Below are 20,386 nucleotides of genomic sequence, written 5' to 3'. Positions count from 1 at the left end.
GCTCAGCTCGCCGCGGCGACGGGGGCCAGCCGCTCGGTGCCCTCTCTGCCCAGCAGCACGAAGTGGACCGCGTCCAGCAGTGCCCGCCAGGAGGCGGCGACCATGTTCTCGTCGACACCGACGGTGGCCCAGCAGCGGCCGCCGTGCCGGTAGGAGATCAGCACCCGGGCCGCGGCCTCGCTGCCGGCCTCGGCGTTGAGCACCCGCACCTGGTAGTCCACCAGTTCCAGGCCGGCCAGCTCGGGGAAGCGCGGGTCGAGTGCCTTGTGCAGGGCCCGGTCCAGGGCGTTGACCGGGCCGTTGCCCTCGCCGGAGGCGATCAGCGGGATGCCGTCCACCCGCAGCCGCACCGAGGCCTCGGTGCGCACCTCGCCCTGCGGCAGCCGGTCGACGCCCACCCGCCAGGACTCCACCTCGAAGGGCCGCGCAAGGCTGCCGCCCGCCAGCTCCTCGCGCAGCAGCAGCTCGAAGGAGGCGTCGGCGGACTCGAAGGCGTAGCCGAGGTTCTCCAGCTCCTTGACCCGGGCCGCGGTGCGCGCCACCTCGTTGGAGCCCGCGGTGACCGGGTAGCCCAGGGAACGGGCCTTGAGCTCGATGGAGGAACGTCCGCCCAGGTCCGAGACCAGGGTGCGCATCTCGTTGCCGACCAGCTCCGGTCTGGTGTGCTGATAGAGGTCGGGGTCGACCCGCAGCGCCGAGGCGTGCAGCCCGGCCTTGTGCACAAAGGCGGTCGCGCCGACGTACGGGGCGGCCGGGTGGCCCGGCACCCCGGTCAGCTCGCCGATCGCCCGGCCGAGCCCGGCCGCCTCGCGCAGCCGCTCCACCGGGACCGCCTCGATACCGCGCTTGAGGACCAGGTTGGCGGTCACGGTGAAGAGGTTGGCGTTGCCGCACCGCTCGCCGTAGCCGTGCGCGGTGCCCTGCACATGGTCGGCGCCCGCGTCCACGGCAGCCAGGGTGTTGGCGACGGCGCAGCCGGTGTCGTCATGGCAGTGGATGCCCAGCGCGATGCCGGTGGACTGCAGTGTGTCGCCGACCACAGCCCGTACCTCGTCGGGCAGCGAGCCGCCGTTGGTGTCGCAGAGCACGACCGTCTCGGCACCGGCCTCGGCGGCGGTCCGCACCACCTCCAGGGCGTACTCCCGGTTGAGCCGGTAGCCGTCGAAGTAGTGCTCTGCGTCGACGAAGACCCGCCGGCCGGCGTGCACCAGGTGCCGTACCGTGCTGCCGATCATGGCGAGGTTCTCCGCGAGGGTGGTGCGCAGGGCGAGCTCCACATGGCGGGGGTGGCTCTTGGCGACCAGGGTCACCACAGGGGTGTCCGCCGCCAGCAGCGCCCGTACCTGGGGGTCGACGGAGACCAGCGCCCCCGGTTTGCGGGTGGCGCCGAAGGCGGCCAACTGCGCCGATCGCAGGTCGAGTTCGGTACGGGCACGGCGGAAGAACTCGGTGTCGCGGGGGACCGCCCCCGGCCACCCGCCCTCGATGAAGCCGACCCCGAAGGCATCCAGCCTGCGCGCGACGGCGAGCTTGTCCTCGACCGTCAGCACCATGCCCTCCTGCTGCGTTCCGTCGCGCAGGGTCGTGTCGTACAGCTGGAAGCGCCGCTCTGCCATGTCCCCTCCCTCTCTCCGGTGCGGTCACCGTCCGGTGGCGGGCTCGGGAGGGGCTGGACCGGCGGTGGAGGCGGCCCGGCGCAAAACAGGCCCGAGCGGGCTGCCGCAGGCTCGGCGGCATGACTGCATCCACGGATACGCAGGTGGCAGAGCTGGAAAAAACCTGGACCACCAGCTCCGCCGTCGACGGGACGCCCTCTCCCTGCCGCCGCGTTGGTCGTCCGCGGCGGCTGCACCCTGGAGGCGCTCGGCCCCGCGGTCCGACGGTTCGTTCGCCCACCGTGCGGCGGACCCGCTACCCGACCCGGAGGGGGTGTACTCGGGACCGTCCACGGCATTCCGCAGTGGTGGATCGCGGGTGCCGGCCACACCTTCTCGGGCGCCGCCCTGCTGCACCGTGCGACGGCAGCGTCGCCGAGGTCTTCACGGTGCCTCTGGAGGCACCCGCTGAACGCGTGCCCCGCCCGGCACCGCGGGGGCCCGGGCCGGAGGCGCTGCCGGACCGCGACCGCAACGGGACCGCGACCGGACGGCTCCGGAGGGGAAGAGCCCGGCTTGAGGACCGGGCGAGTCGCCTTCCAGCGTCCGCCGTTACGTTCCGACGGCCCGTGCCCGGCAGTCCCGGCGCGGGCCTGAAGCGGCGAAAGCGGAGGTGTCGTCTTGTCTGTCCTGCCCGAGCCCCCAGTGGACCTCGAAGATGTGTTTCCCTTCCCCGGTTCCTCCTACCAGGGCCCAGCCCCGCAGTACGCCCGGTTGCGGGCGGAGTGCCCGGTGGCCCGTGTGCACACCGAGGGCGGTGTGGACGCCTGGCTGCTGAGCCGGTACGAGGACGTGCGGGAGGCCCTGGCCGACCCCAGGCTCGGCCGCGCTGACACGGTGAAGGCGGACGCCCCCCGGATCGGCGGGGCGATGACCTCCACCCCCGAGATGATCATCTCGATGGACGCCCCGGAGCACTCCCGGTTGCGGAAGCTGGCGGCGGGGCCGTTCACCGCCCGGCGGATCGAGCAGCTGCGGCCCACCGTGCAGCGCATCGCCGACGAGCTGCTGGACGAGATGGCCGGCCGCAGCGGCCCGCTCGACCTTGTACGGCAGTTGACGCTGCCGATGCCGCTGCGGGTCATCGGGGAGTTCCTGGGTGCGCCCATGGAGGTGCTGGAGCTCTTCGCGGTCAACGCTCGCGACTTTGTCACCGTCGACGACCAGGAGGAGGGCGGCGACTCACGGACCGGACTGGCCAAGCTCTACGAGTCCATGGTGGCCGTGGTCGCCGACAAGCGGGCCAATCCCGCCGACGACCTGCTGTCGGCGCTGATCGCGGCACGGGACGAGGGCGACCGGCTCAGCGAGCAGGAGCTGGTGACCTTCGCCTTCACTCTGATCGGCGCCGGCTTCGACACCACGGCCAGCCAGCTCGCCAACTCCGTACTGGCGCTGATCGGGCGCCACCGCGACCAGTGGCGCTGGCTGGCGGAGGATCCGGCCCGTGTCCCGGCCGCCGTGGAGGAGCTGCTGCGGCACGTCAACCTCTTCTCCACGGACACCGCGGGCAACCCGCGGATCGCGCGGGAGGATCTGGAGATCGCCGGGGTCAGGATCGCCAAGGGTGACGCGGTGGTCCTCTCGATCACCTCCGCCAACCGGGACGCAGCCGTCTTCGCCGACCCCGACCGGCTCGACCTGGCCCGCGCCCACAACCCGCACCTCTCCTTCGGGCACGGCATGCACTACTGCATCGGCAAACAGCTTTCCCGGCTGGAGCTGGAGGTCGCCATCGACGGGCTGGTGCGGCGCTTTCCGGACCTGCGGCCGGCGGTACCGGAGGCCGACCTGGTCTGGCACCAGGGGGAGATCAACCACTCGCTGGCAGCCCTCCCGGTCACTTGGGGAAGCTGAGGCGGCCTCTGCGCCCCAGGGGTGGTGCACGGCCCGGCGCACCGCCTCTGCACGGGGGACTCCCTGACCGGGCGGACGGCGGATGCCCGGGACGCGATCGCGTCCCGGGCATCCGCCGTCCGCCCGGTCAACCTGCGGTGGACACCCGGGTCCCCGTGCTGGAGACCTCGATGGGCCCCTGGAGGGACACCGGCGAACCGGCGCTGACGAAGGCGACCGCCGAGGTGGACAGGTGGTTGCCGTGGACCGTGCCGATATGGACGGCCTGGACCGCGCCGGGATAGGGCCCGCCGTCCAGGAACGGGTGGGTGATGTAGAAGGAGAGCGAACCGTCCGGACGCGACTCCCAGAACCCGTCGCCGCCGAACTGCGGAACGCCGTCGGGGCCGGGCGGGCCGTCCATGTGCAGCTGATGGTCGGCGGCGAAGACGAAGACGTCGTCGGCGACGGAAGGGCCCTGGGGCGTGTCCACGGTGACCGTGACATCCCAGGTACCGGTGGGGTCGTTGGTGCCGCTGTGGCTGTCGGTGCCGGTCTGCGTGGTGCCGGTCTGCGCGATGTCGGCCTGCGCGGTGCCGGCGGTGGAGATCGCGGCGGTTGCGACCAGGAACAGGCTCGCGGCGCGCCGTGCACCGCGGTGCCGGCGGGAGGGGTGAAGGGCGCTGTGGGACATCGGAGTTCCTCGCGGGTCGGGCTGATGGGTCGGGCTTCGGGGGCTGGAGCCCGGCCGGGCTCAGCGGCCCCCTGCGGAGTCGGCGCCGGGGGCGCCGCTCTGGACGGCTGCCGGGTCGGAGCCGGCGATCCAGGCCTCCATGGGCGGCCGCATCAGGGTGGACAGCAACTCGATCCGCAACCCGCCGAGGCCGCGGTGGTAGACCCACAGCAGTTGGCCGTCGGCCTCGCTGTCGTTGGACGCCTCCACCGGGAGCCCCAGCTCGACCAGCGCCGCCGAGGTGGTTCCGATGGCCTCCGCCTCGGCCCAGTAGCCGATGTGATGGGCGCCGTTGCTGCCGTCGGAGACCCAGACGGTTCCGGGGATCTCCTCCACGAGTTCCAGCCGCGGCTCCTCCACCGAGAGGACGAAGCGCTGCGCGGCGTGCTGCAGCCCGGCCGGGGTGCGGGCGGTGACGTCCAGCTCCATGACGCTGGTCCAGTGGTAGCCGGCGAGCTCGCTCAGGGTCTTCATCGCGAGGTCGAGGTCCGCGACCACCAGGCCCGTGTGGAACAGCGCGTCCGGGGTCAGGACCGAGCCGAGCGGGGGCCGGCCGTGCTGCGCTGCCGGTGTGTCGGGCATGGGGATTCCTGCCTTTCGGTCGACATGTGCGGAGCAGCGGTGTCAGACCTGCCGTGCCCGGACCAGGTCCGCGCCGCCGTCCATGGTGATGATCTGGCCGGTCACCCAGGAGCTCGACGGCTCCACCAGCCGGGTGATCCACAGCGTCACGTCGTCGGGGACTCCGGTCGCCCCGAGCGGCACGCCCTTGGCGGCCTGCTCGAAGAGTCCGTCGACCTGCTCGGTGGTCATGCCGCTGCTCTCGTAGACCTCGGTGCGCACCCAGCCGGGCGCCACAGCGTTGACTCGGATGCCCCGGGGGGCCAGCTCCAGCGCCCAGGTGCGGGTGAGGCTGTTCACGGCGGCCTTGCTGGCCGCGTACATGGAGACCGTGGGGGTCGGGTTGTGGCCGGCCGGACTGGTCACGAAGACGATGTTGCCGCCGGGGGAGCGCAGCAGCGGCAGCAGTCGGTCGGTCAGCACGACGGTGCCCAGGACGTTGACGTCGAAGAGATCCCGGGCGGCCTTGAGGTCGATCTCGCCGAGCGGTGCGATGTGGTGGATGCCCGCGTTGTGCACCAGCACATCCACGGCGCCGCCGTGTTCGCCGGCCGCCGCGGCGACGGCCTCTGCGCCCTCCTCGGTGGCGACGTCGGCCCGAACCGGGACGATCGCCGGGTGCAGCGCCGCCGCCTCGGCCAGCCGCTCCGCCCGGCGCCCGGTGATGATCACCGAAGCGGCGCCGAGCCGGGCGAAGGTCAGGGCGGTGGTGCGGCCGATCCCGGTGCCGCCGCCGGTGACGACGACGCGCAGTCCAGCGGGGAATTGGTCGGTCATGGGCTGGTCCTTTCCGGAGATCCGGTCGAGGGGCCGGGAGCGGAGCCCGGGGCGGGGTCACTCACCGTCGCTGAGACGGAGCGGCAGGGCGACCAGGTTGTGGTTGACATCGCCGATCCGCCAGCGCAGTTCGCCCTCCGCCACGGCCGGACGGGCCGCCGGGAAGCGGCGGGTCAGCTCCTCGATGGCGACGGCCAGTTCGATACGGGCCAGGGGAGCGCCCAGGCAGTGGTGGATGCCGTGGCCGAAGGCCAGGTGCGGGTCGGCGGCGCGGGCGAAGTCGACCCGGTCCGCGTCGGGGAAGACCGCTTCGTCGCGATTGGCCGACGCGAAGGAGAGGAAGACCGCGTCCCCGGCGGGGATCGTCACCCCGCCGAGGGTGACGTCCTCGGTGGCGATCCGGGGGAGACCGGAGGTGTCGTTGCCGGTCAGGTTGACGGTGCGCAGCAGTTCCTCGACGGCGGCCGGGATCTCCTCCGGATGGTCGCCGAGCCGCCGCCAGACCTCGGGATGGTGGGCGAGCAGGGTGAGGACGAAGTTGGAGATCTGGCCCGCCGCGGAGTCGAAGCCCCCGCCCAGCAGGGTGTAGCCGAGCCCGATGAGCTCCTCGAAGGAGAGGCGGTCCTCGCCGTCCCGGGCCTGGATCAGGGCTGAGAGCACATCGTCGCCGGGGCCTTCGAACTTCGAGCCGACCAGGCCCGCGATATAGGCGCCCAGCTTCTCCCGGCCCTCGACCGCCTGCTCCTCAGGCCCCGAGACATCGGCGAACTGCCGCACCCATGTGTGGAACTGCTCACGGTCCTGCTCGGGCACCCCGAGCAACTCGCAGATCACCGACATGGCCAGCGGCGAGGCGAAGCCCGCCACCAGGTCCACCGCAGCGCCGTCGGCCGCCTCCTTCTCCAGCGAGTCCAGCAGCCGGCCGGCCAGCTCGCGCATCCGCGGACGCATGCCCTCGATGCGCTCCGGCGAGAAGGCCTGTGTGGCCAGGACGCGCAGCCGGGTGTGGTCCGGCGGGTCCAGAGAAATGATCATGCCGGGCGGGGCCTGGAAGAGCCCGCTGAACTTCGGCGCATCGGGCGCGTACGAGGCAGCCCGGCTGAAGCGGGTGTCCTCCAGCACCGCCCGCACATCGGCGTACCGGGTGACCAGCCAGGCGTGGCCGCCGCCGGTCCACTCCACCCGCACGACGGGCCGCTCCGCCCGCAGTCGGGTGAAGATCGGGTCCGGCCCCCGGTAGCTCGACCCCGGGAAGGGGAAGACGGGCAGTTCGGTCATGGTGATGCCTCCTGACATCTCAGCTGGGGCGTCAGACGTAGATGGACCGTGACGTCCAGTCGGGGGCGGGCAGTGCCTTGCGGTCGGTCTTGCCGTTGGCCGTGATCGGCAGCGCGTCCAGGGCCACGAAGGCGGCCGGCACCATGTGCTCGGGCACCCGCTCGCGCAGCTGGGCACGGAGGGTGCGGCGGTCCAGCGCGTCGCCGGCCGGCACCACCCAGGCCACCAGGCGGCGGTCGCCGAGGTGGCTCTCGCGGATGCCCACCGCGGCGGCGCGAACCTGCGCATGCTCGGTCAGGAGGCTCTCGATCTCACCGGGTTCGATCCGGAAACCGCGCAGTTTGAACTGGTCGTCGATGCGGCCGAGGTACTCGATGACGCCGTCGGGGCGGCGCCGTGCCTGGTCGCCACTGCGGTAGAACCGGCCGTCCGCATCGCCCCGGCCTGCCGCGCCGGCCCAGGCCGGGGTGACAAAGGCGGCGGCGGTCAGCTCGGGACGCCGCCAGTAGCCGCGGGAGACACCCGCTCCGCCGATCCACAGCTCGCCGGGGGTGCCGTCGGGCACCGGGCGGCCGGTCTCGTCGACGATCACCGCGGTGACGTTCTGCAGCGGTCGGCCGATGGGCACGGCCCGGCCGAGGTCCTCGGTGGGGCCGACCCGGTGGCAGACCGCGAACGTGGTGGTCTCGGTGGGGCCGTACCCGTTGACGATCCGGCAGTCCGGCAGGGCCTCCCGCAGCTCACGGACATGCGGGACGGAGAGCACGTCGCCCCCGGCCAGCACGGTGTGCAGCCCCGCCAGCGCCTTTACGTCCACCTCGATCTGGCGGTGGAACAGCGCGGCCGTCAGCCAGAGCACCGTGATCCCGGCGTCGCGCAGCAGCTCTCCCAGATCCTCCGCCTCCACCTGTTCGGGCGGGGCGAGGACCAGCCGGGCGCCGTTGAGCAGCGCCCCCCAGATCTCGAAGGTCGCTGCGTCGAAGGCGACGGGCGCCAGCTGCAGGATCCGGTCGTCAGGGCCCAGGCCCACGTAGTTGGGCGCGGTCACCAGGTTGGTGATGTTGCGGTGCTCGACAGCCACCGCTTTGGGCCGGCCGGTGGAGCCGGAGGTGTACATCAGATAGGCCAGGGCGTGCGGGTCGACGGCGGGGTGCGCAGCGGGGTGCTGCTCACCCCGCCCGACGGCCACGGACCCGTCCGGCGAGGCGGGGACGCCGAGCGCGCGCACGCCGTGCCGGGCGAGTCGCGGCCGACCGTCCGGATCGCACAGCGCCACGCCGGCACCCGCGTCGGCCAGCACGTCGGCCACCCGCTGGTCCGGGTCGTCCACCGCGACGGGCAGATACGCCGCACCGGCCTTGAGCACGCCCAGCAGCGCCGCCACCAGCCCGGGCGAACGCTCCATGGACACGGCGACACGGTCCCCGGGGCGGACCCCCGCCTCGCTGGTCAGCTGCTGCGCCAGGGCGTCCGACCACGCATCCAGCAGGCCGTAACTGACGTCCTCTCCCGCGGATGAGACCGCTACGGCGTCAGGCGTGCCGGCCACCCGGCTGCGGAACGCCTCCGGTACCGATGACGACATGGCCGCGTCTCCTCTCGTCACTGCTGCGGAGACAGCAGCTTGGGACGAGGGGCTCGACTCCCGCTGGACCGGGCGCCAGGGCGCCGGCCGGGTCCACGGGGATTCGTCCTGGGCTCGATCACTTCTGGTGAAGGTGGAGTGGCGCTGCCCGCCCGATCCGCTCGCCGAAACCGTCGAAGGCGCCACCGACCCCCCGCCTGCACCTTCCGCCAGTGGGCCGAGGAGCGCCTTCCCCCTGTCCGCACGACCTCGCTGCGTCCCTGCGCCGGGCGGTGACCAGGCAACGCCCCGCCCCCCGAGGGCCGGGTGGTCCGGCGGGCGGGCAGGCGCTTCGAGTGGGCCTCGAGACGGGAGTGCCACGGTGCCCGTGAGGGCCCGTGAACCCGGCGGCGCAGGCCACAACAAGGAGGTCCGGAATGTACGACGTCATCGTGGTGGGTGCCCGAGTGGCGGGCGCCTCCACAGCCCTGGTCCTCGCCCAGGCCGGGTACCGGGTACTGCTCGTCGACCGGGCGCGCTTCCCCAGTGACACCCTCTCCACGCACTACATCCACCAGCCGGGCATCGCCCGACTGGCTCGCTGGGGAGTGCTGGACGCGGTGAAGGCGACCGGCTGCCCGGCCCTGAGCCGGACCGTCTACCAGGTGGAGGACGTGCGGCTGGACGGCGGGGCCGAGGAGTTCGAGGGCCAGAGTGCCGCCTATGCTCCGCGCCGGCAGCTGCTGGACAAGATCCTCATCGATGCGGCGGTGGCAGCGGGCGCCGAGTTTCGCGACGCCTGTTCGGCCTCCGGACCGGTGTGGGACGGCGATCGGGTGGTGGGCGTCCACTGCCGTTCTCCCCAGGGCACGCCCGTCCAGGAGCGGGCCCGCCTGGTGGTGGGTGCCGACGGCATGCGGTCGACGTTCGCCAAGGGGGTGGGCGCCGAGTACACCGTCCAGGACCCCCTGCAGAGCTGCATCTACTACACCTACTGGCAGGGCCTGCGGACCGATTTCGAGCTGTACGAGCGTCCGGGCCGCTGGATCGGCGCGGTACCGACCAACGACGGCGCGACAATGATCGCCGGCTACTACCCCCAGCAGGACTTCGACCGGGTCCGGGGCGACGCGCTCCACTTCTACCTGGAGAACATCCGGACCACCTCGCCCGACCTGTGGGAGCGGATCGCCCAGGGCGGCGAGCGGGTGGAGCGGCTGCGCGGTACGGGCGACCAGCAGAACTTCTTCCGGCGGGCGAGCGGGCCGGGCTGGGCCCTGGTGGGCGACGCCGCCCACCACAAGGACTCGATCACCGCGCGGGGGATCAGCGACGCCTTCCTCCAGGCGGACCTGCTGGCGGAGTGCGTCGGCGACGGCCTGCAGGACCCGGCCAGGCTGGACGGTGCGCTGCGCCGGTATGCCGAGCTGCACGAGGACGAGCTCTTCGAGGGCTACCGCAACACCCTGTTCGTCAGCCGGCTGGAGGTCACCCCGGAGCGGCTGGCCATGCTGCGCGCGGTGTCCGAGTCGCCCGAGCTCACCGGACGCTACTTCGCCTCCGCGGCCGGCGCCCTGTCGGTCGAGGACTTCTACGACGACGAGCTGCACGCCCGACTGTCCGCCTCCGCGTGAGGCCCGCACCCTTCCCGTTCGACGACAGACACCACTGGAGGCACGTGTGACCACACAGGAGTTGGAGCAGGAGCTGTGCACGCTGTTCGCGGAGCTCCTCGGCATACCCGAGGTCGACCCCGCGGACAGCTTCTTCGACCTGGGCGGCCATTCGCTGCTGGCCTCCAGGCTGGCCCGCCGCATCCACACGGTGTACGGCACCAGGACGCCGATCCGCCGGATCTACTCCGCGCCCACCGCGGAGTCGCTGGCCCGGTACCTGTCCGCGTCCGCCCTCGCCGAAGGAGCCTGAGATGCGCTGGGACGACCTGTATGTCGCGGGGGTCGGCAGCTACCTGCCCGCACGCGTCGAGACCGCGGCCGAGGCGATAGCCGACGGCCGGTACACCGCCGAGCGGCAGTCCACGAACGGCTACCGCTCGGTGCATGTGGCGGCGCCGGGGGAGACCGGGCCGACGATGGCGGCGATCGCGGGCCGGCAGGCGGTCGCCCGCTCGGGCCATGCCCATGAGGAGTTCGGGCTGGTGCTCCACTCCTACATCGGGCACCAGGGGCTCGACCTGTGGACGCCGGCCAGCTATGTGCAGCGGGAGACCGTCGGCGGCACCGCCGCCGCCTTCGAGATCAAGCAGGGCTGCAACGGCTTCATGGCCGCGCTGGAGGTCGCCGCCTCATATGTGACCAGCCGTCCGGACGTCACCGCGGCGCTGCTCACCGGCGGCGACGCCTTCCGTATGCCGTACATCGACCGGTGGGGGTCCGACGAGCAGACCGTCGAGGGGGACGGCGCCGGGGCTCTGGTGCTGTCCACCAGGGCCGGGTTCGCCCGGGTGCGGGCGACCTACTCGATCGGCGACTCCTCGCTGGAACCGATGGGCCGTGGCGAGGACTGGTCGGACACCCCGTTCCCCAACGGCGAGACCATCGGGGTGGCGGCCCGCAAGAAGACCTACCTGCTGGCCGAGGACATGGATCTGGAGGCGGCGATCGACAAGATCTCCGCCAATGTGCAGTTCTCCCTCCAGCAGGTGCTCAAGGAGGCGGAGGTGGAGCTGTCCGACATCCGCTTCTTCCTGCACCAGAACATCGCCGAGTCCATTGCGTCGTACGCCATCTACGGACTGCTGGGCGTCGACCGGTCCACCTCGACCTACGACTGGGGACAGGGCCTGGGCATGGTCGGCACCGCCGACCCGGTGATCGGCCTGGACCATGTGATCGCCACCCGCAGCCCCAAGCCCGGCGACCTGGCCGTGCTGCACGGCGCCGGAGCCGGCTACGTCTGGACGGTCGCCGTTCTGGAGTTCCTGGAGACGCCCGACTGGGGCGTGTGACGCGCACCGCCACCGCGGGGGAGGGGCCGCCCGGCACCTCCCCCGCAGGGCTGCCCGGAAGCCTGATCGATCCGACGAAGAAAGGCATGGCACACGATGAACGAGGAGATCCACCCGTTCCGCATCCAGACCCCGCAGGCCGACCTGGACGATCTCGCCGACCGGCTCGCGCGCACCCGCTGGACCGGTGAACTGGCAGGCGTGGGAGATGCGTACGGCGTTCCGCTGCGGCAGGTCCAGGAGCTGGTCGCGTACTGGCGCGACGGCTACGACTGGCGGGCCTGGGAGGCCCGGCTGAACAGCCACCCGCAGTTCACCACCACCATCGACGGTCAGCGCATCCACTTCCTGCATGTGCGCTCGCCCCACCCCGATGCCACCCCGCTGGTCCTCACCCACGGCTGGCCGATGTCGGTCGCCGAGTACCTCGACGTGATCGCGCCGCTGACCGAGCCCCAGGACCCGGCCGACGCCTTCCACCTGGTGATCCCGCATCTGCCGGGCTTCGGCTGGTCGGGCCCGACCACCGAGCGGGGCTGGGACTACCGCCGTACCGCCCGGGCCTGGGCGGAGCTGATGCGCAGGCTCGGCTACGGACGCTACGGCGCCCACGGCAACGACGCCGGTTCGATCGTCACGCCCGAGCTGGGCCGGGTGGACCCGGAGCACGTCGTCGGCGTGCACGTCACCCAGATCCTGTCGTTCCCGTCCGGCGATCCGGCCGAGACCGCCGGCTTCGACGAGGCCGACCGGGAGAAGCTGCGGTTCCTGGAGTGGTTCATGGAGCACAAGGGCGCCTTCAACAAGCTGCAGTCCACCGAGCCGCAGACCCTGGCCCATGCCCTGGCCGACTCTCCGGTGGGCCAACTCGCGTGGAGCCTGCAGCTGTTCGGCGACACCGTCAGCCCCGACTACACCCTGACCAACGTCATGGTGCACTGGCTCACCGGCACCGCGGCTTCCGCCGCCCGCTTCTACTACGAGAACGCCCGTGCGGAGCCGGCCGCCGAACCCACCACCGTCCCGCTGGGCCTGGCGAACTTCGCCCAGGACTTCCAGTCGATCCGCCCGCTGGCCGAGCGGGACCACAAGAACATCGTCTCCTGGAACAGCTACGACCGGGGCAGCCACTTCGCCGCCCATGACGCCCCCGACCTGCTGGTGGGCGACATCCGGGGCTTCTTCAGGGGGCTCGCCGGCTGACCGTCGGGCGGACGGCGAAACGGGGGCCGACCGGCAGTCCGCCGGTCGGCCCCCGCTGCTGCGGAGGTCCGCTCAGGTGGTCGCGGGGACAGCCTCGGAGGCGGCACCCTCGTCCTCGAAGTTCTGCTCCGCCGCCTCCTTGGGGATGGCGAACATCAGGAAGAACACCAGGACCACGATCCCGCCGAAGGCCCACAGGGTGGACTGCATGCTGCGGGCGAAGGAGTCACCGGTGACGTCCGCGGCGTGGGCGCCGAGGACGGCTGCCACCTTGGGGTCCTGCAGGGCCGGTGTCGAGGTGCAGCTCGCGGGGACCGTGGTGGGCTCCTTCTCCTTGGCGCGATCCACGGCGCAGGTGCGGAAGGCGGCGACCACCGAGTCGACCTTCCCCGGCTCCACCGAGGCGGTGGCGACCAGGTCGTGGCGGAGTGCCGGGGCGATCTGGTCCACGGAGGCGGCCGTGTTGCCGGCCAGCCCACCGAAGAAGATCACGCTGATCAGGGCGCCGCCGACGGCGAAGCCGAGCTGGATGTCGGTGTGCACCAGGCCGGAGGCGGAGCCCGCGTCCTTGTGGGGCACGTCAGTGACGACGATCACCGGTAGCGGGGTGGCGACGGCACCGAAGCCGATGCCGATCAGGAAGAGCGGAAGGCCCAACTGCCAGGAGTGGATGGCGCTGCCGTAGTGGCCGGCCACCCAGATGTAGCCGAGCAGGCCCAGGGTCAGGATCACGGCGCCGATGTGCAGCACCTTGCGGCCGAACTTGGGCACCAGGGCGATCAGCGAGCCGGTGGAGGAGATGAAGGCGCCGATGCAGAAGAAGAGGCTGGTGAGACCCGCGTGCACGGGGGTCCATCCCTGGCCGATCTGCATGTAGAGCGTCCAGCCGATGGAGAACATGCCCATGCCAATGTAAAAGGCGAGGTTGGTGGCCAGACCCGCGGAGAAGCTTCGGATCCGGAACAGGCCCAGCTCCACCAGCGGCGACCCGTCGACACGGATCCGGTGCCGCTGCCAGAGCACAAAACCCACCAGCACCGGGACGGAGACGCCCATCGCGACGAAGCCGGCCACCGGCCAGCCCAGCTCGCGGCCCTGCAGCAGCGGGAAGATGAAGAGCACCATGCCGAGCGTGGCCAGCAGCAGGCCCAGCCCGTCCAGCCGCAGCGCATGCGGGGCCTTGGACTCCGCGATGACCCGGGAGCCGTAGATCAGCCCGGCGATGCCCACCGGCACGTTGATCAGGAAGATCAGGCGCCAGTCCAGACCGAAGAGGTTCCAGTCCACCAGCAGGCCGCCGGCGGCGAGACCGATCGTCGCGGCGAGGCCGGAGATCGTGCCGTACATGGCGAAGGCAGCGCCCTTCTCCTTGGCGCTGAAGGTGACGTGGATGATCGACATCACCTGGGGCACCATCACACCGGCGAAGGCACCCTGCGCCACCCGGGCCGCCACCAGCTGCCACGGCTCCTGTGAGACGCCGGACGCCAGCGACGACAGGGTGAAGCCGGCGACACCCACCAGGAAGATCTTCTTCCGGCCGAAGATGTCACCGAGGCGACCACCCAGGATCAGCAGCAGGGCGAAGGCGAGCTGGTATCCCACCAGCACCCACTGGATCGCCGAATAGCCGGCGCCCAGGCTGCGCTGCATGGACGGCGCCGCCACATTGGCGACCGTGCTGTCGAGCATGTCCAGGAAGGCCGCCACAAGCAGCACCAGAAGGGCCTTCCACCGCCTGGGGTCGGCGGCCGCCGTGCCGTCGGCCGGCTCCGCCGCCGGCGCGTTCTTCACCTCCGTCTCCGCGGACGGAGTGTGCTCAGACGCAATAGCCATGGGGGGTACCTCTCAGGTGTTTCGGAGGGATCCGCCGCGGCCGGGCATGGCCGTGGCAACCGATATCAGAATGGGTGTCATCGGTGGAGTACCGCTTGAGTGCGGCTGAACCGCGGAGCCGGTGCGGCCGGTCCGCTGCCGCGCGCCACATGGTGCGGGTGCAGGGCCGCCTCGGCGACGCTCAGCACCGGGGTGACACAGGCCTCGGTGCCCTGGAAGAGGGCAGCCCAGGAGTCGCGGTCGCGGGAGGCGAAGCGCTCGGCGAACACCTGACGCAGTGCCGGCCAGTCCGCCGTGCGGGAGCGGTCGGGGAGGCGTGCCGGGTCGAGGCCGAGGCCGTCCAGCAGCGCTGCGTAGAAGCGGTCCTCCAGCGCTCCGACGGCCACATGGCGGCCGTCGGAGCAGGTGTAGCAGCTGTAGAAGGGGGCCCCGCCGTCCAGCAGGTTCACCCCGCGGCGGTGCCGCCACTCGCCGGAGTCCGCCATCGCGACCAGCATGCCGAGCATCGCCCCGGTGCCGTCCACGATCGCGGCGTCCACCACCTGGCCGAGCCCGGAGCGCCGCCGCTCGTACAGCGCCGCCAGCACCCCCGCGACCAGGAACATCCCCCCGCCGGCGAAGTCGCCCAGCAGGTTGACGGGGGGCACCGGCGGGCCGTCCGCCTCGCCGATCGCGTACAGCGCCCCGGTCAGCGCCAGATAGTTGATGTCGTGTCCGGGGGTGCGGGCCAGCGGGCCGTCCTGGCCCCAGCCGGTCATCCGGGCGTACACCAGGCCGGGGTTGCGCGCGCGACACTCCTCCGGGCCCACCCCGAGGCGCTCGGCGACCCCGGGCCGGAAGCCCTCCACCAGCACGTCGGAGCGCTCGGCCAGGGCCAGCACCTCCCGGATGCCGCCGGGATCCTTGAGGTCCAGGGTGACCGCGCGCCGCCCCCGGTCCAGCACCCGGTGCCACTCCTCGAACGAACGGCGGCCGTCCGCCCGGTCGACGCGCACCACGTCCGCCCCGAGGTCGGCGAGCATCATGCAGGCGAAGGGCACCGGGCCGATCGCCGCCAGCTCGACCACCCGGAGCCCCTCCAGCGGGCCCATGGCGGGCTCACACGTCCCAGGTGACCGGCAGGCCCCACAGGCCGTAGATGATCGCGCGCTCCTTGGAGGGGATCTCTTCGAAGGGCTTGGCCAGCCGCAGGGTCGGGATGCGCTCGAAGAGCCTGCTCCACACCAACTGCAGCTCCAGCCGGGCCAGGTCGGCGCCGATGCAGTGGTGCACACCGTGGCCGAAGCCGAAATGCCGGCGGTTGCCGCGGCTGAGGATCAGGTCGTCCGGGTTCTCGAAGACGGCCGGGTCGCGGTTGGCGGTCAGGCCCAGGCAGAGGATGCCGTCGCCCTTGGGGATCACCGCGCCGCCGACCTCGATGTCGTCCATGGCCACCCGCGGCACCGCCGCGTCACCGATGGTCAGATAGCGGACCAGCTCCTCGACCGCCGGCACGATCAGCTCGGGGTCGGCCTTCAGCTGCGCCAGCTGGTCCGGATGCTCCAGCAGGCAGGCCGTGCCCAGGGAGATCATGGAGGCCGTGGTCTCGTGGCCGCCGTTCATCAGCAGTCGGCACAGGTTGACCAGGTCGCGGGCCTCGTACTCCTCGCCCGCCTCACGGTACTCGGCGATGGCGCGGCTCAGCAGGTCGTCACCGGGCTCCTGCTCCTTCTTAGCCACCAGGCCGAACAGATACTCGTTGACGTCGACCAGCGCCGCCTGGCGCTCCTCCATGGTTGCGGTGCCGCCCAGCAGGGTGGTGCCGTTGACCTGGAAGAACTCATGGTCCTCATAAGGGATGCCGAGCAGCAGGCAGATCACCGTCATCGGCACCGGCAGCGACAGGGCGTGGTGCATGTCCACCCCCGGGCCTGCCTCCAGCATGGCGTCGATCGCCTTGTCGACGATCTCCTCGATGCGGGGGCGCAGCCGCTGCACCTGCCGGTTGGTGAAGGTCACCGCGGCCTTGCGGCGTGTGGTGGTGTGCTCCCGGCCGTCGTAGCCGATGAAGGACGTCTCGGTGCGGAACTCCGGCGGTGCGTTGAAGTAGAACGGGAAGTTCGCCTCCCGACGCGAGGCGCTGGTACGCGGGTCGGTCAGCAGTTGGCGCATGTTCTCGTGGCCGGTGACGGCCCAGATCTTCAGCCCCGTCGGCAGCGGGACCTGCTTCACCGGTTCCTTCTCGAACTGCGCGTACTGCGCGGGCGGGGCGAACGGGCACGCGCGCTCGTAGGGGAAGGTCTCTTCCGCCTCACCGGTGTCTTCGGCGTGTGTGGTCATCACTGGTCCCTCCTCGTCGGGCCGAAGCACGCTCGCACCGCAGCCTGGAGCGGTGCCTGACAGAGGGTGGAGAGGGCTGCGGGGCCGCGGAGTTCGACCCCGGCTCAAGCCGCCGCCCGTAGCGTGCGGAGCCCTCACGCCGTCCCGCAGTCGCAGGAGGAACCCCCATGAGTCCGGCACTCACGCCCTTCCGCGCCGAGATCCCGCAGGAGGCGCTCGACGACCTGAGGCAGCGGCTGTCCCGCACCCGCTGGCCCGAGGCCGAGACGGTGGACGACTGGTCACAGGGGGTGCCGCTGGCGTACCTGCGGGACCTGGCCGGGCACTGGCAGGACGCCTACGACTGGCGTGCGACCGAGGCGCGGCTGAACGCGGTGCCGCAGTTCCGCACCGACATCGACGGCCTGGGCATCCACTTCCTGCACGCCCGCTCCCCGCACCCGGAGGCCATGCCGCTGCTGATCAGCCACGGCTGGCCCGGCTCCGTGGTCGAGTTCCTGGATCTCGTGGGACCGCTGACCGACCCTGAGGACCCGGCCGACGCCTTCCACGTGGTCGCCCCGTCCCTGCCGGGCTACGCCTTCAGCGACAAGCCCGCAGCGACCGGCTGGACGGTCGAGCGCACCGCCGCGGCCTGGGCCGAGCTGATGGCCCGGCTCGGCTATGACCGCTATGCCGCCCACGGCGTCGACTGGGGCTCGTTCCTCACCGGGGTGCTCGGCGAGACCGACGGCCCGCACCTGGCCGGCATCCACCTGGCGATGCCCTTCGCCGGGCCGCCGCAGGAGCAGGTCGCGCTGGACGAGCGGGACCTCGCCGGGCTGGCCGCACTCAAGCGCTTCCAGGCCGAGGAGGGGGGCTACTCGGTCATCCAGGCCACCCGCCCCCAGACACTCGGCTACGCCCTCACCGACTCCCCCGTCGGCCAGCTGGCCTGGATGGTGGAGAAGTACTGGGCCTGGAGCGACCACGACGGCGACCTGGAGAAGGTCGTCCCCCGGGACCGGCTGCTGGACGCGGTCACGCTGTCCTGGCTGGCCGCCACCGGCGCCTCCTCCGCCCGTATCTACTGGGAGAGCCACAACCGGATGGCGCTCGGCCGGGTCGATGTGCCGACCGCCTGCTCGGTCTTCCCCAAGGACGCCCGGATGCCACGCGCCTGGATCGAGCGGCGCTTCACCGACCTGCGGCGTTTCACCGACCACGAGCGCGGCGGTCACTTCCCCGCGCTGGAGCAGCCCGAGCTGCTGGTGGCGGAGTTGCGGTCGTTCTTCCGGACGCTCCGCTGACGCCTGCTCTGCCGACATCCGCACCGCCGACACCCTGAAGGAGCACCGCATGAGCGCCGAACCGCTGCCGGCCACCAGCCGCGAGATCCGCCTGGCCGCCTACCCGGAGGGCGAGGTGGCCCACCAGCACTTCACCCTCGCCGAGGTGGAGCTGGCCGAACCGGGGGAGGGCGAGGTCGTCGTCCGCAACGACTGGATGACCCTCGGCTCCGTCGCCCGGGACCAGATGAACCCCGCCACGACCCTGCCGATCCCGGTCTTCCAGCCGGGCGTGGCCATGTGGGGCCGCACCGTCGGCACCGTCGTCCGCTCCAACAGCCCGGCGCTGGCCGTCGGCGACCTGGTCGAGCACTTCTCCGGCTGGCGGGACTACGCGGTCGGGGACGCCCACGGCTTCTTCCGGCGTGACCGCTCGCAGCTGCCGTCCTCCGAGTACTTCCTCTCCCAGGGCCCGACCGCCTGGCACGGTCTGGTGGAGACCGCCAGGGTGGCCGAGGGCGACACGGTCTTCGTCTCCGGTGCCACCAACGGAGTCGGTGCGCTGGCCGGGCAGCTCGCCCGGCTGCGCGGGGCCAAGCGCGTGATCGGCAGCACCGGTTCCAAGGAGAAGATCGACTTTCTGGTGCAGGAGCTGGGCTTCGACGCGGCCTTCGACTACCACGACGGACCGGTCGCCGACCGGCTGGCCGAGCTCGCCCCCGACGGGATCGACGTGATCTTCGACAACGTGGGCGGCGAGCAGTTCGAGGCCGCCGTCCAGGCCGCCTCACGCGGTGCCCGGTTCGCCCTCTGCGGCGCCCTCGCCGGGCAGCACGGCGGCGACGGCGGCAGCCCCCGGCTGCCGTTGATGACCGCGATCACCAAGGACATGTCCTTCCGCGGCTTCGCCACCCTGCACACCCCCGACCAGATCGACGGGTGGAACGCCCGGTTCGGAGCGTGGCTGAAGGAGGGCCGCATCGTCTTCCCGCACACGGTGGTGGAGGGCGGCGTGCCGGCCCTCCCTGAGGCCTTCATCGCCCTTCAGCAGCGCAGGTACAGCGGTACGGTGCTGGTGAAGCTGTCCTGACAGCCCGCCCGACCCCCCGCGGTGGTGCTCCCCGGCCCGGGAGCACCACCGCGGCGTCCGACTGCGTGCACCGGACGCCGCAGACGCCCGACGCCCAGTCAGGAACGATTGCGACATGACCGCGACCCCGCCCGTACTGACCCGCAGGGAGCTCAATCGCGCCCTGCTGAGCAGGCAGCTGCTGCTGGAGCGCGCCGCGATGCCCGCCGCCGACGCGCTGGAGCACCTGGTCGGCATGCAGGCCCAGGCCCCCAACCCGCCCTATCTCGGCCTGTGGACCAGGCTGGCGGGCTTCCGGCTGGAGGAGCTGGCCGGACTGATCAAGGACCGCAGTGCGGTCCGCCTGGTGCTGATGCGCAGCACCATCCACCTGGTCACCGCCCGCGACTGCGTGCTGCTCCGCCCTGTGCTGGAGGAGGCACTGGCCCGGTCGCTGCAGGGCACCTTCGGCCGCCAACTGGCCGATCTGGACCTGGCGGAGGTCGCCGCCCTGGGCCGCCGACTGGTCGAGGAGGAGCCGCTGACGATCGGCGGACTCGGCAGCCGGCTCGTCGAGCGGTGGCCGGAACGCGACGGCTTCGCCCTCGCCAACGCCGTACGGAACCTGGTGCCGCTGGTCCAGATCCCGCCGCGCGGCCTCTGGGGTGAGAGCGGCCAGGCCGTCCACACCACCGCCGAGTCGTGGCTCGGAGGGCCGTCGGCCGGGGACTCCGTTCCGGACGCGACGGTGCTGCGCTACCTCGCGGCCTTCGGCCCGGCGAGCGTCAAGGACATGCAGACCTGGTCCGGCATGACCCGCCTGGCCGCCGCGGTCAAGCGGCTGCGTCCGAGGCTGGCCGTCTTCCGCGACGAGAACGGCCAAGAACTCTTCGATCTCCTCGAGGCGCCCAGGCCCGGACCGGAGACGGCCGCCCCGGTGCGGTTCCTGCCGGAGTTCGACAACATCCTGCTCTCCCACGCCGACCGCAGCCGCATCCTGACCGACGAGCAGCGCAGGCTGATCTTCACCCGCAACGGCCTGATCAGGTCCACCTTCCTGGTGGACGGCTTCGTCGCGGGCCTGTGGCGGATCGAGCAGCAGCGCGGGTCCGCCACCCTGATGGTCGAGCCGTTCGCGCCGCTGCGCTCCGGCGAGCGTGCCGCGGTCGCCGACGAGGGCGCCCGGCTGCTGGCGTTCGCCGCGGCGGGGGCGTCGGTGCAGGACGTCCGCTTCGGCTGACCGGGTGTGCCGGCGGCAG

General features: G+C 72.0%; 17 protein-coding genes. 8 read left to right on the top strand and 9 right to left on the bottom strand.

All coding sequences use genetic code 11. The annotated features are described in order from the left end of the window. Positions 1-2: 2 nt before the first annotated feature. Positions 3-1,616 carry a citramalate synthase gene (gene cimA / locus AB0761_RS17810; protein ID WP_377270030.1) on the bottom strand — a complete coding sequence of 538 codons (1,614 nt, stop codon included), beginning with the start codon at positions 1,614-1,616 and terminating at the stop codon, positions 3-5. Positions 1,617-2,276: 660 nt separating this feature from the next. Here cimA and AB0761_RS17805 point away from each other — a divergent pair. Next, positions 2,277-3,512, top strand: coding sequence for a cytochrome P450 (locus tag AB0761_RS17805; RefSeq protein ID WP_377270029.1), 1,236 nt, complete (start codon positions 2,277-2,279; stop codon positions 3,510-3,512). A 127-nt stretch (positions 3,513-3,639) separates the two neighbouring features. Here the strand turns inward: AB0761_RS17805 and AB0761_RS17800 are convergent, their stop codons facing one another. From AB0761_RS17800 to AB0761_RS17780, 5 genes are read right to left on the bottom strand one after another with little or no spacing between them, the layout of a single operon-like run. Beyond that, positions 3,640-4,185 (bottom strand): hypothetical protein, encoded by a 546-nt coding sequence (locus AB0761_RS17800; protein ID WP_377270028.1) that lies wholly within the window; start codon positions 4,183-4,185, stop codon positions 3,640-3,642. A 60-nt stretch (positions 4,186-4,245) separates the two neighbouring features. Further along, complete coding sequence (locus AB0761_RS17795) at positions 4,246-4,806, bottom strand: VOC family protein (RefSeq protein WP_377270027.1); 561 nt, start codon at positions 4,804-4,806, stop codon at positions 4,246-4,248. 42 nt (positions 4,807-4,848) lie between these two features. Further along, positions 4,849-5,622, bottom strand: a complete 774-nt coding sequence (locus AB0761_RS17790) for an SDR family NAD(P)-dependent oxidoreductase (protein ID WP_377270026.1) — start codon at positions 5,620-5,622, stop codon at positions 4,849-4,851. A gap of 57 nt (positions 5,623-5,679) precedes the next feature. Beyond that, positions 5,680-6,900, bottom strand: a complete 1,221-nt coding sequence (locus AB0761_RS17785) for a cytochrome P450 (protein ID WP_377270024.1) — start codon at positions 6,898-6,900, stop codon at positions 5,680-5,682. 31 nt (positions 6,901-6,931) lie between these two features. Continuing rightward, positions 6,932-8,485, bottom strand: a complete 1,554-nt coding sequence (locus AB0761_RS17780; RefSeq protein WP_377270023.1) for an amino acid adenylation domain-containing protein — start codon at positions 8,483-8,485, stop codon at positions 6,932-6,934. 416 nt (positions 8,486-8,901) lie between these two features. Between AB0761_RS17780 and AB0761_RS17775 the strand changes: the two genes are divergently transcribed. The 4 genes from AB0761_RS17775 (at position 8,902) to AB0761_RS17760 (ending at position 12,635) form a co-directional block, all read left to right on the top strand. Next, positions 8,902-10,098: an NAD(P)/FAD-dependent oxidoreductase gene (locus AB0761_RS17775; RefSeq protein ID WP_377270022.1), complete on the top strand. Its 1,197-nt coding sequence runs from the start codon at positions 8,902-8,904 to the stop codon at positions 10,096-10,098. A gap of 46 nt (positions 10,099-10,144) precedes the next feature. Continuing rightward, a complete protein-coding gene (locus tag AB0761_RS17770) occupies positions 10,145-10,390 on the top strand; it encodes an acyl carrier protein (RefSeq protein WP_377270021.1) in 246 nt (81 codons plus the stop codon). A 1-nt stretch (position 10,391) separates the two neighbouring features. Continuing rightward, on the top strand, positions 10,392-11,432 hold the full coding sequence (locus AB0761_RS17765) for a ketoacyl-ACP synthase III family protein (RefSeq protein WP_377270020.1): 1,041 nt from the start codon (positions 10,392-10,394) through the stop codon (positions 11,430-11,432). Between the two features lie 96 nt (positions 11,433-11,528). After that, a complete protein-coding gene (locus AB0761_RS17760) occupies positions 11,529-12,635 on the top strand; it encodes an epoxide hydrolase family protein (protein ID WP_377270019.1) in 1,107 nt (368 codons plus the stop codon). A gap of 72 nt (positions 12,636-12,707) precedes the next feature. Here AB0761_RS17760 and AB0761_RS17755 read toward each other — a convergent pair whose 3' ends face one another. The 3 genes from AB0761_RS17755 to AB0761_RS17745 form a co-directional block, all read right to left on the bottom strand. After that, on the bottom strand, positions 12,708-14,471 hold the full coding sequence (locus tag AB0761_RS17755; protein ID WP_377270018.1) for an MFS transporter: 1,764 nt from the start codon (positions 14,469-14,471) through the stop codon (positions 12,708-12,710). A gap of 77 nt (positions 14,472-14,548) precedes the next feature. Further along, the gene (locus AB0761_RS17750) at positions 14,549-15,562 is read right to left on the bottom strand and encodes a CaiB/BaiF CoA transferase family protein (protein WP_377270017.1); all 1,014 of its coding nucleotides are present in this window, start codon (positions 15,560-15,562) and stop codon (positions 14,549-14,551) included. Positions 15,563-15,569: 7 nt separating this feature from the next. Beyond that, on the bottom strand, positions 15,570-16,790 hold the full coding sequence (locus AB0761_RS17745; protein ID WP_377270016.1) for a cytochrome P450: 1,221 nt from the start codon (positions 16,788-16,790) through the stop codon (positions 15,570-15,572). Between the two features lie 167 nt (positions 16,791-16,957). Here AB0761_RS17745 and AB0761_RS17740 point away from each other — a divergent pair, with 167 nt between their 5' ends. From AB0761_RS17740 to AB0761_RS17730, 3 genes are all read left to right on the top strand, one after another. After that, the gene (locus tag AB0761_RS17740; RefSeq protein ID WP_377270015.1) at positions 16,958-18,079 is read left to right on the top strand and encodes an epoxide hydrolase family protein; all 1,122 of its coding nucleotides are present in this window, start codon (positions 16,958-16,960) and stop codon (positions 18,077-18,079) included. A 49-nt stretch (positions 18,080-18,128) separates the two neighbouring features. Next, positions 18,129-19,148: a zinc-binding dehydrogenase gene (locus tag AB0761_RS17735; RefSeq protein WP_377270014.1), complete on the top strand. Its 1,020-nt coding sequence runs from the start codon at positions 18,129-18,131 to the stop codon at positions 19,146-19,148. Between the two features lie 115 nt (positions 19,149-19,263). Further along, positions 19,264-20,367: a winged helix DNA-binding domain-containing protein gene (locus AB0761_RS17730; RefSeq protein ID WP_377270013.1), complete on the top strand. Its 1,104-nt coding sequence runs from the start codon at positions 19,264-19,266 to the stop codon at positions 20,365-20,367. Positions 20,368-20,386 lie beyond the last annotated feature (19 nt).

The organism is Peterkaempfera podocarpi (assembly GCF_042466665.1).
GTDB classification, from domain to species: domain Bacteria; phylum Actinomycetota; class Actinomycetes; order Streptomycetales; family Streptomycetaceae; genus Peterkaempfera; species Peterkaempfera podocarpi.
The sequence above is the reverse complement of the archived record's forward strand: the minus strand, read 5'-3'. Positions and strand labels throughout refer to the sequence as shown.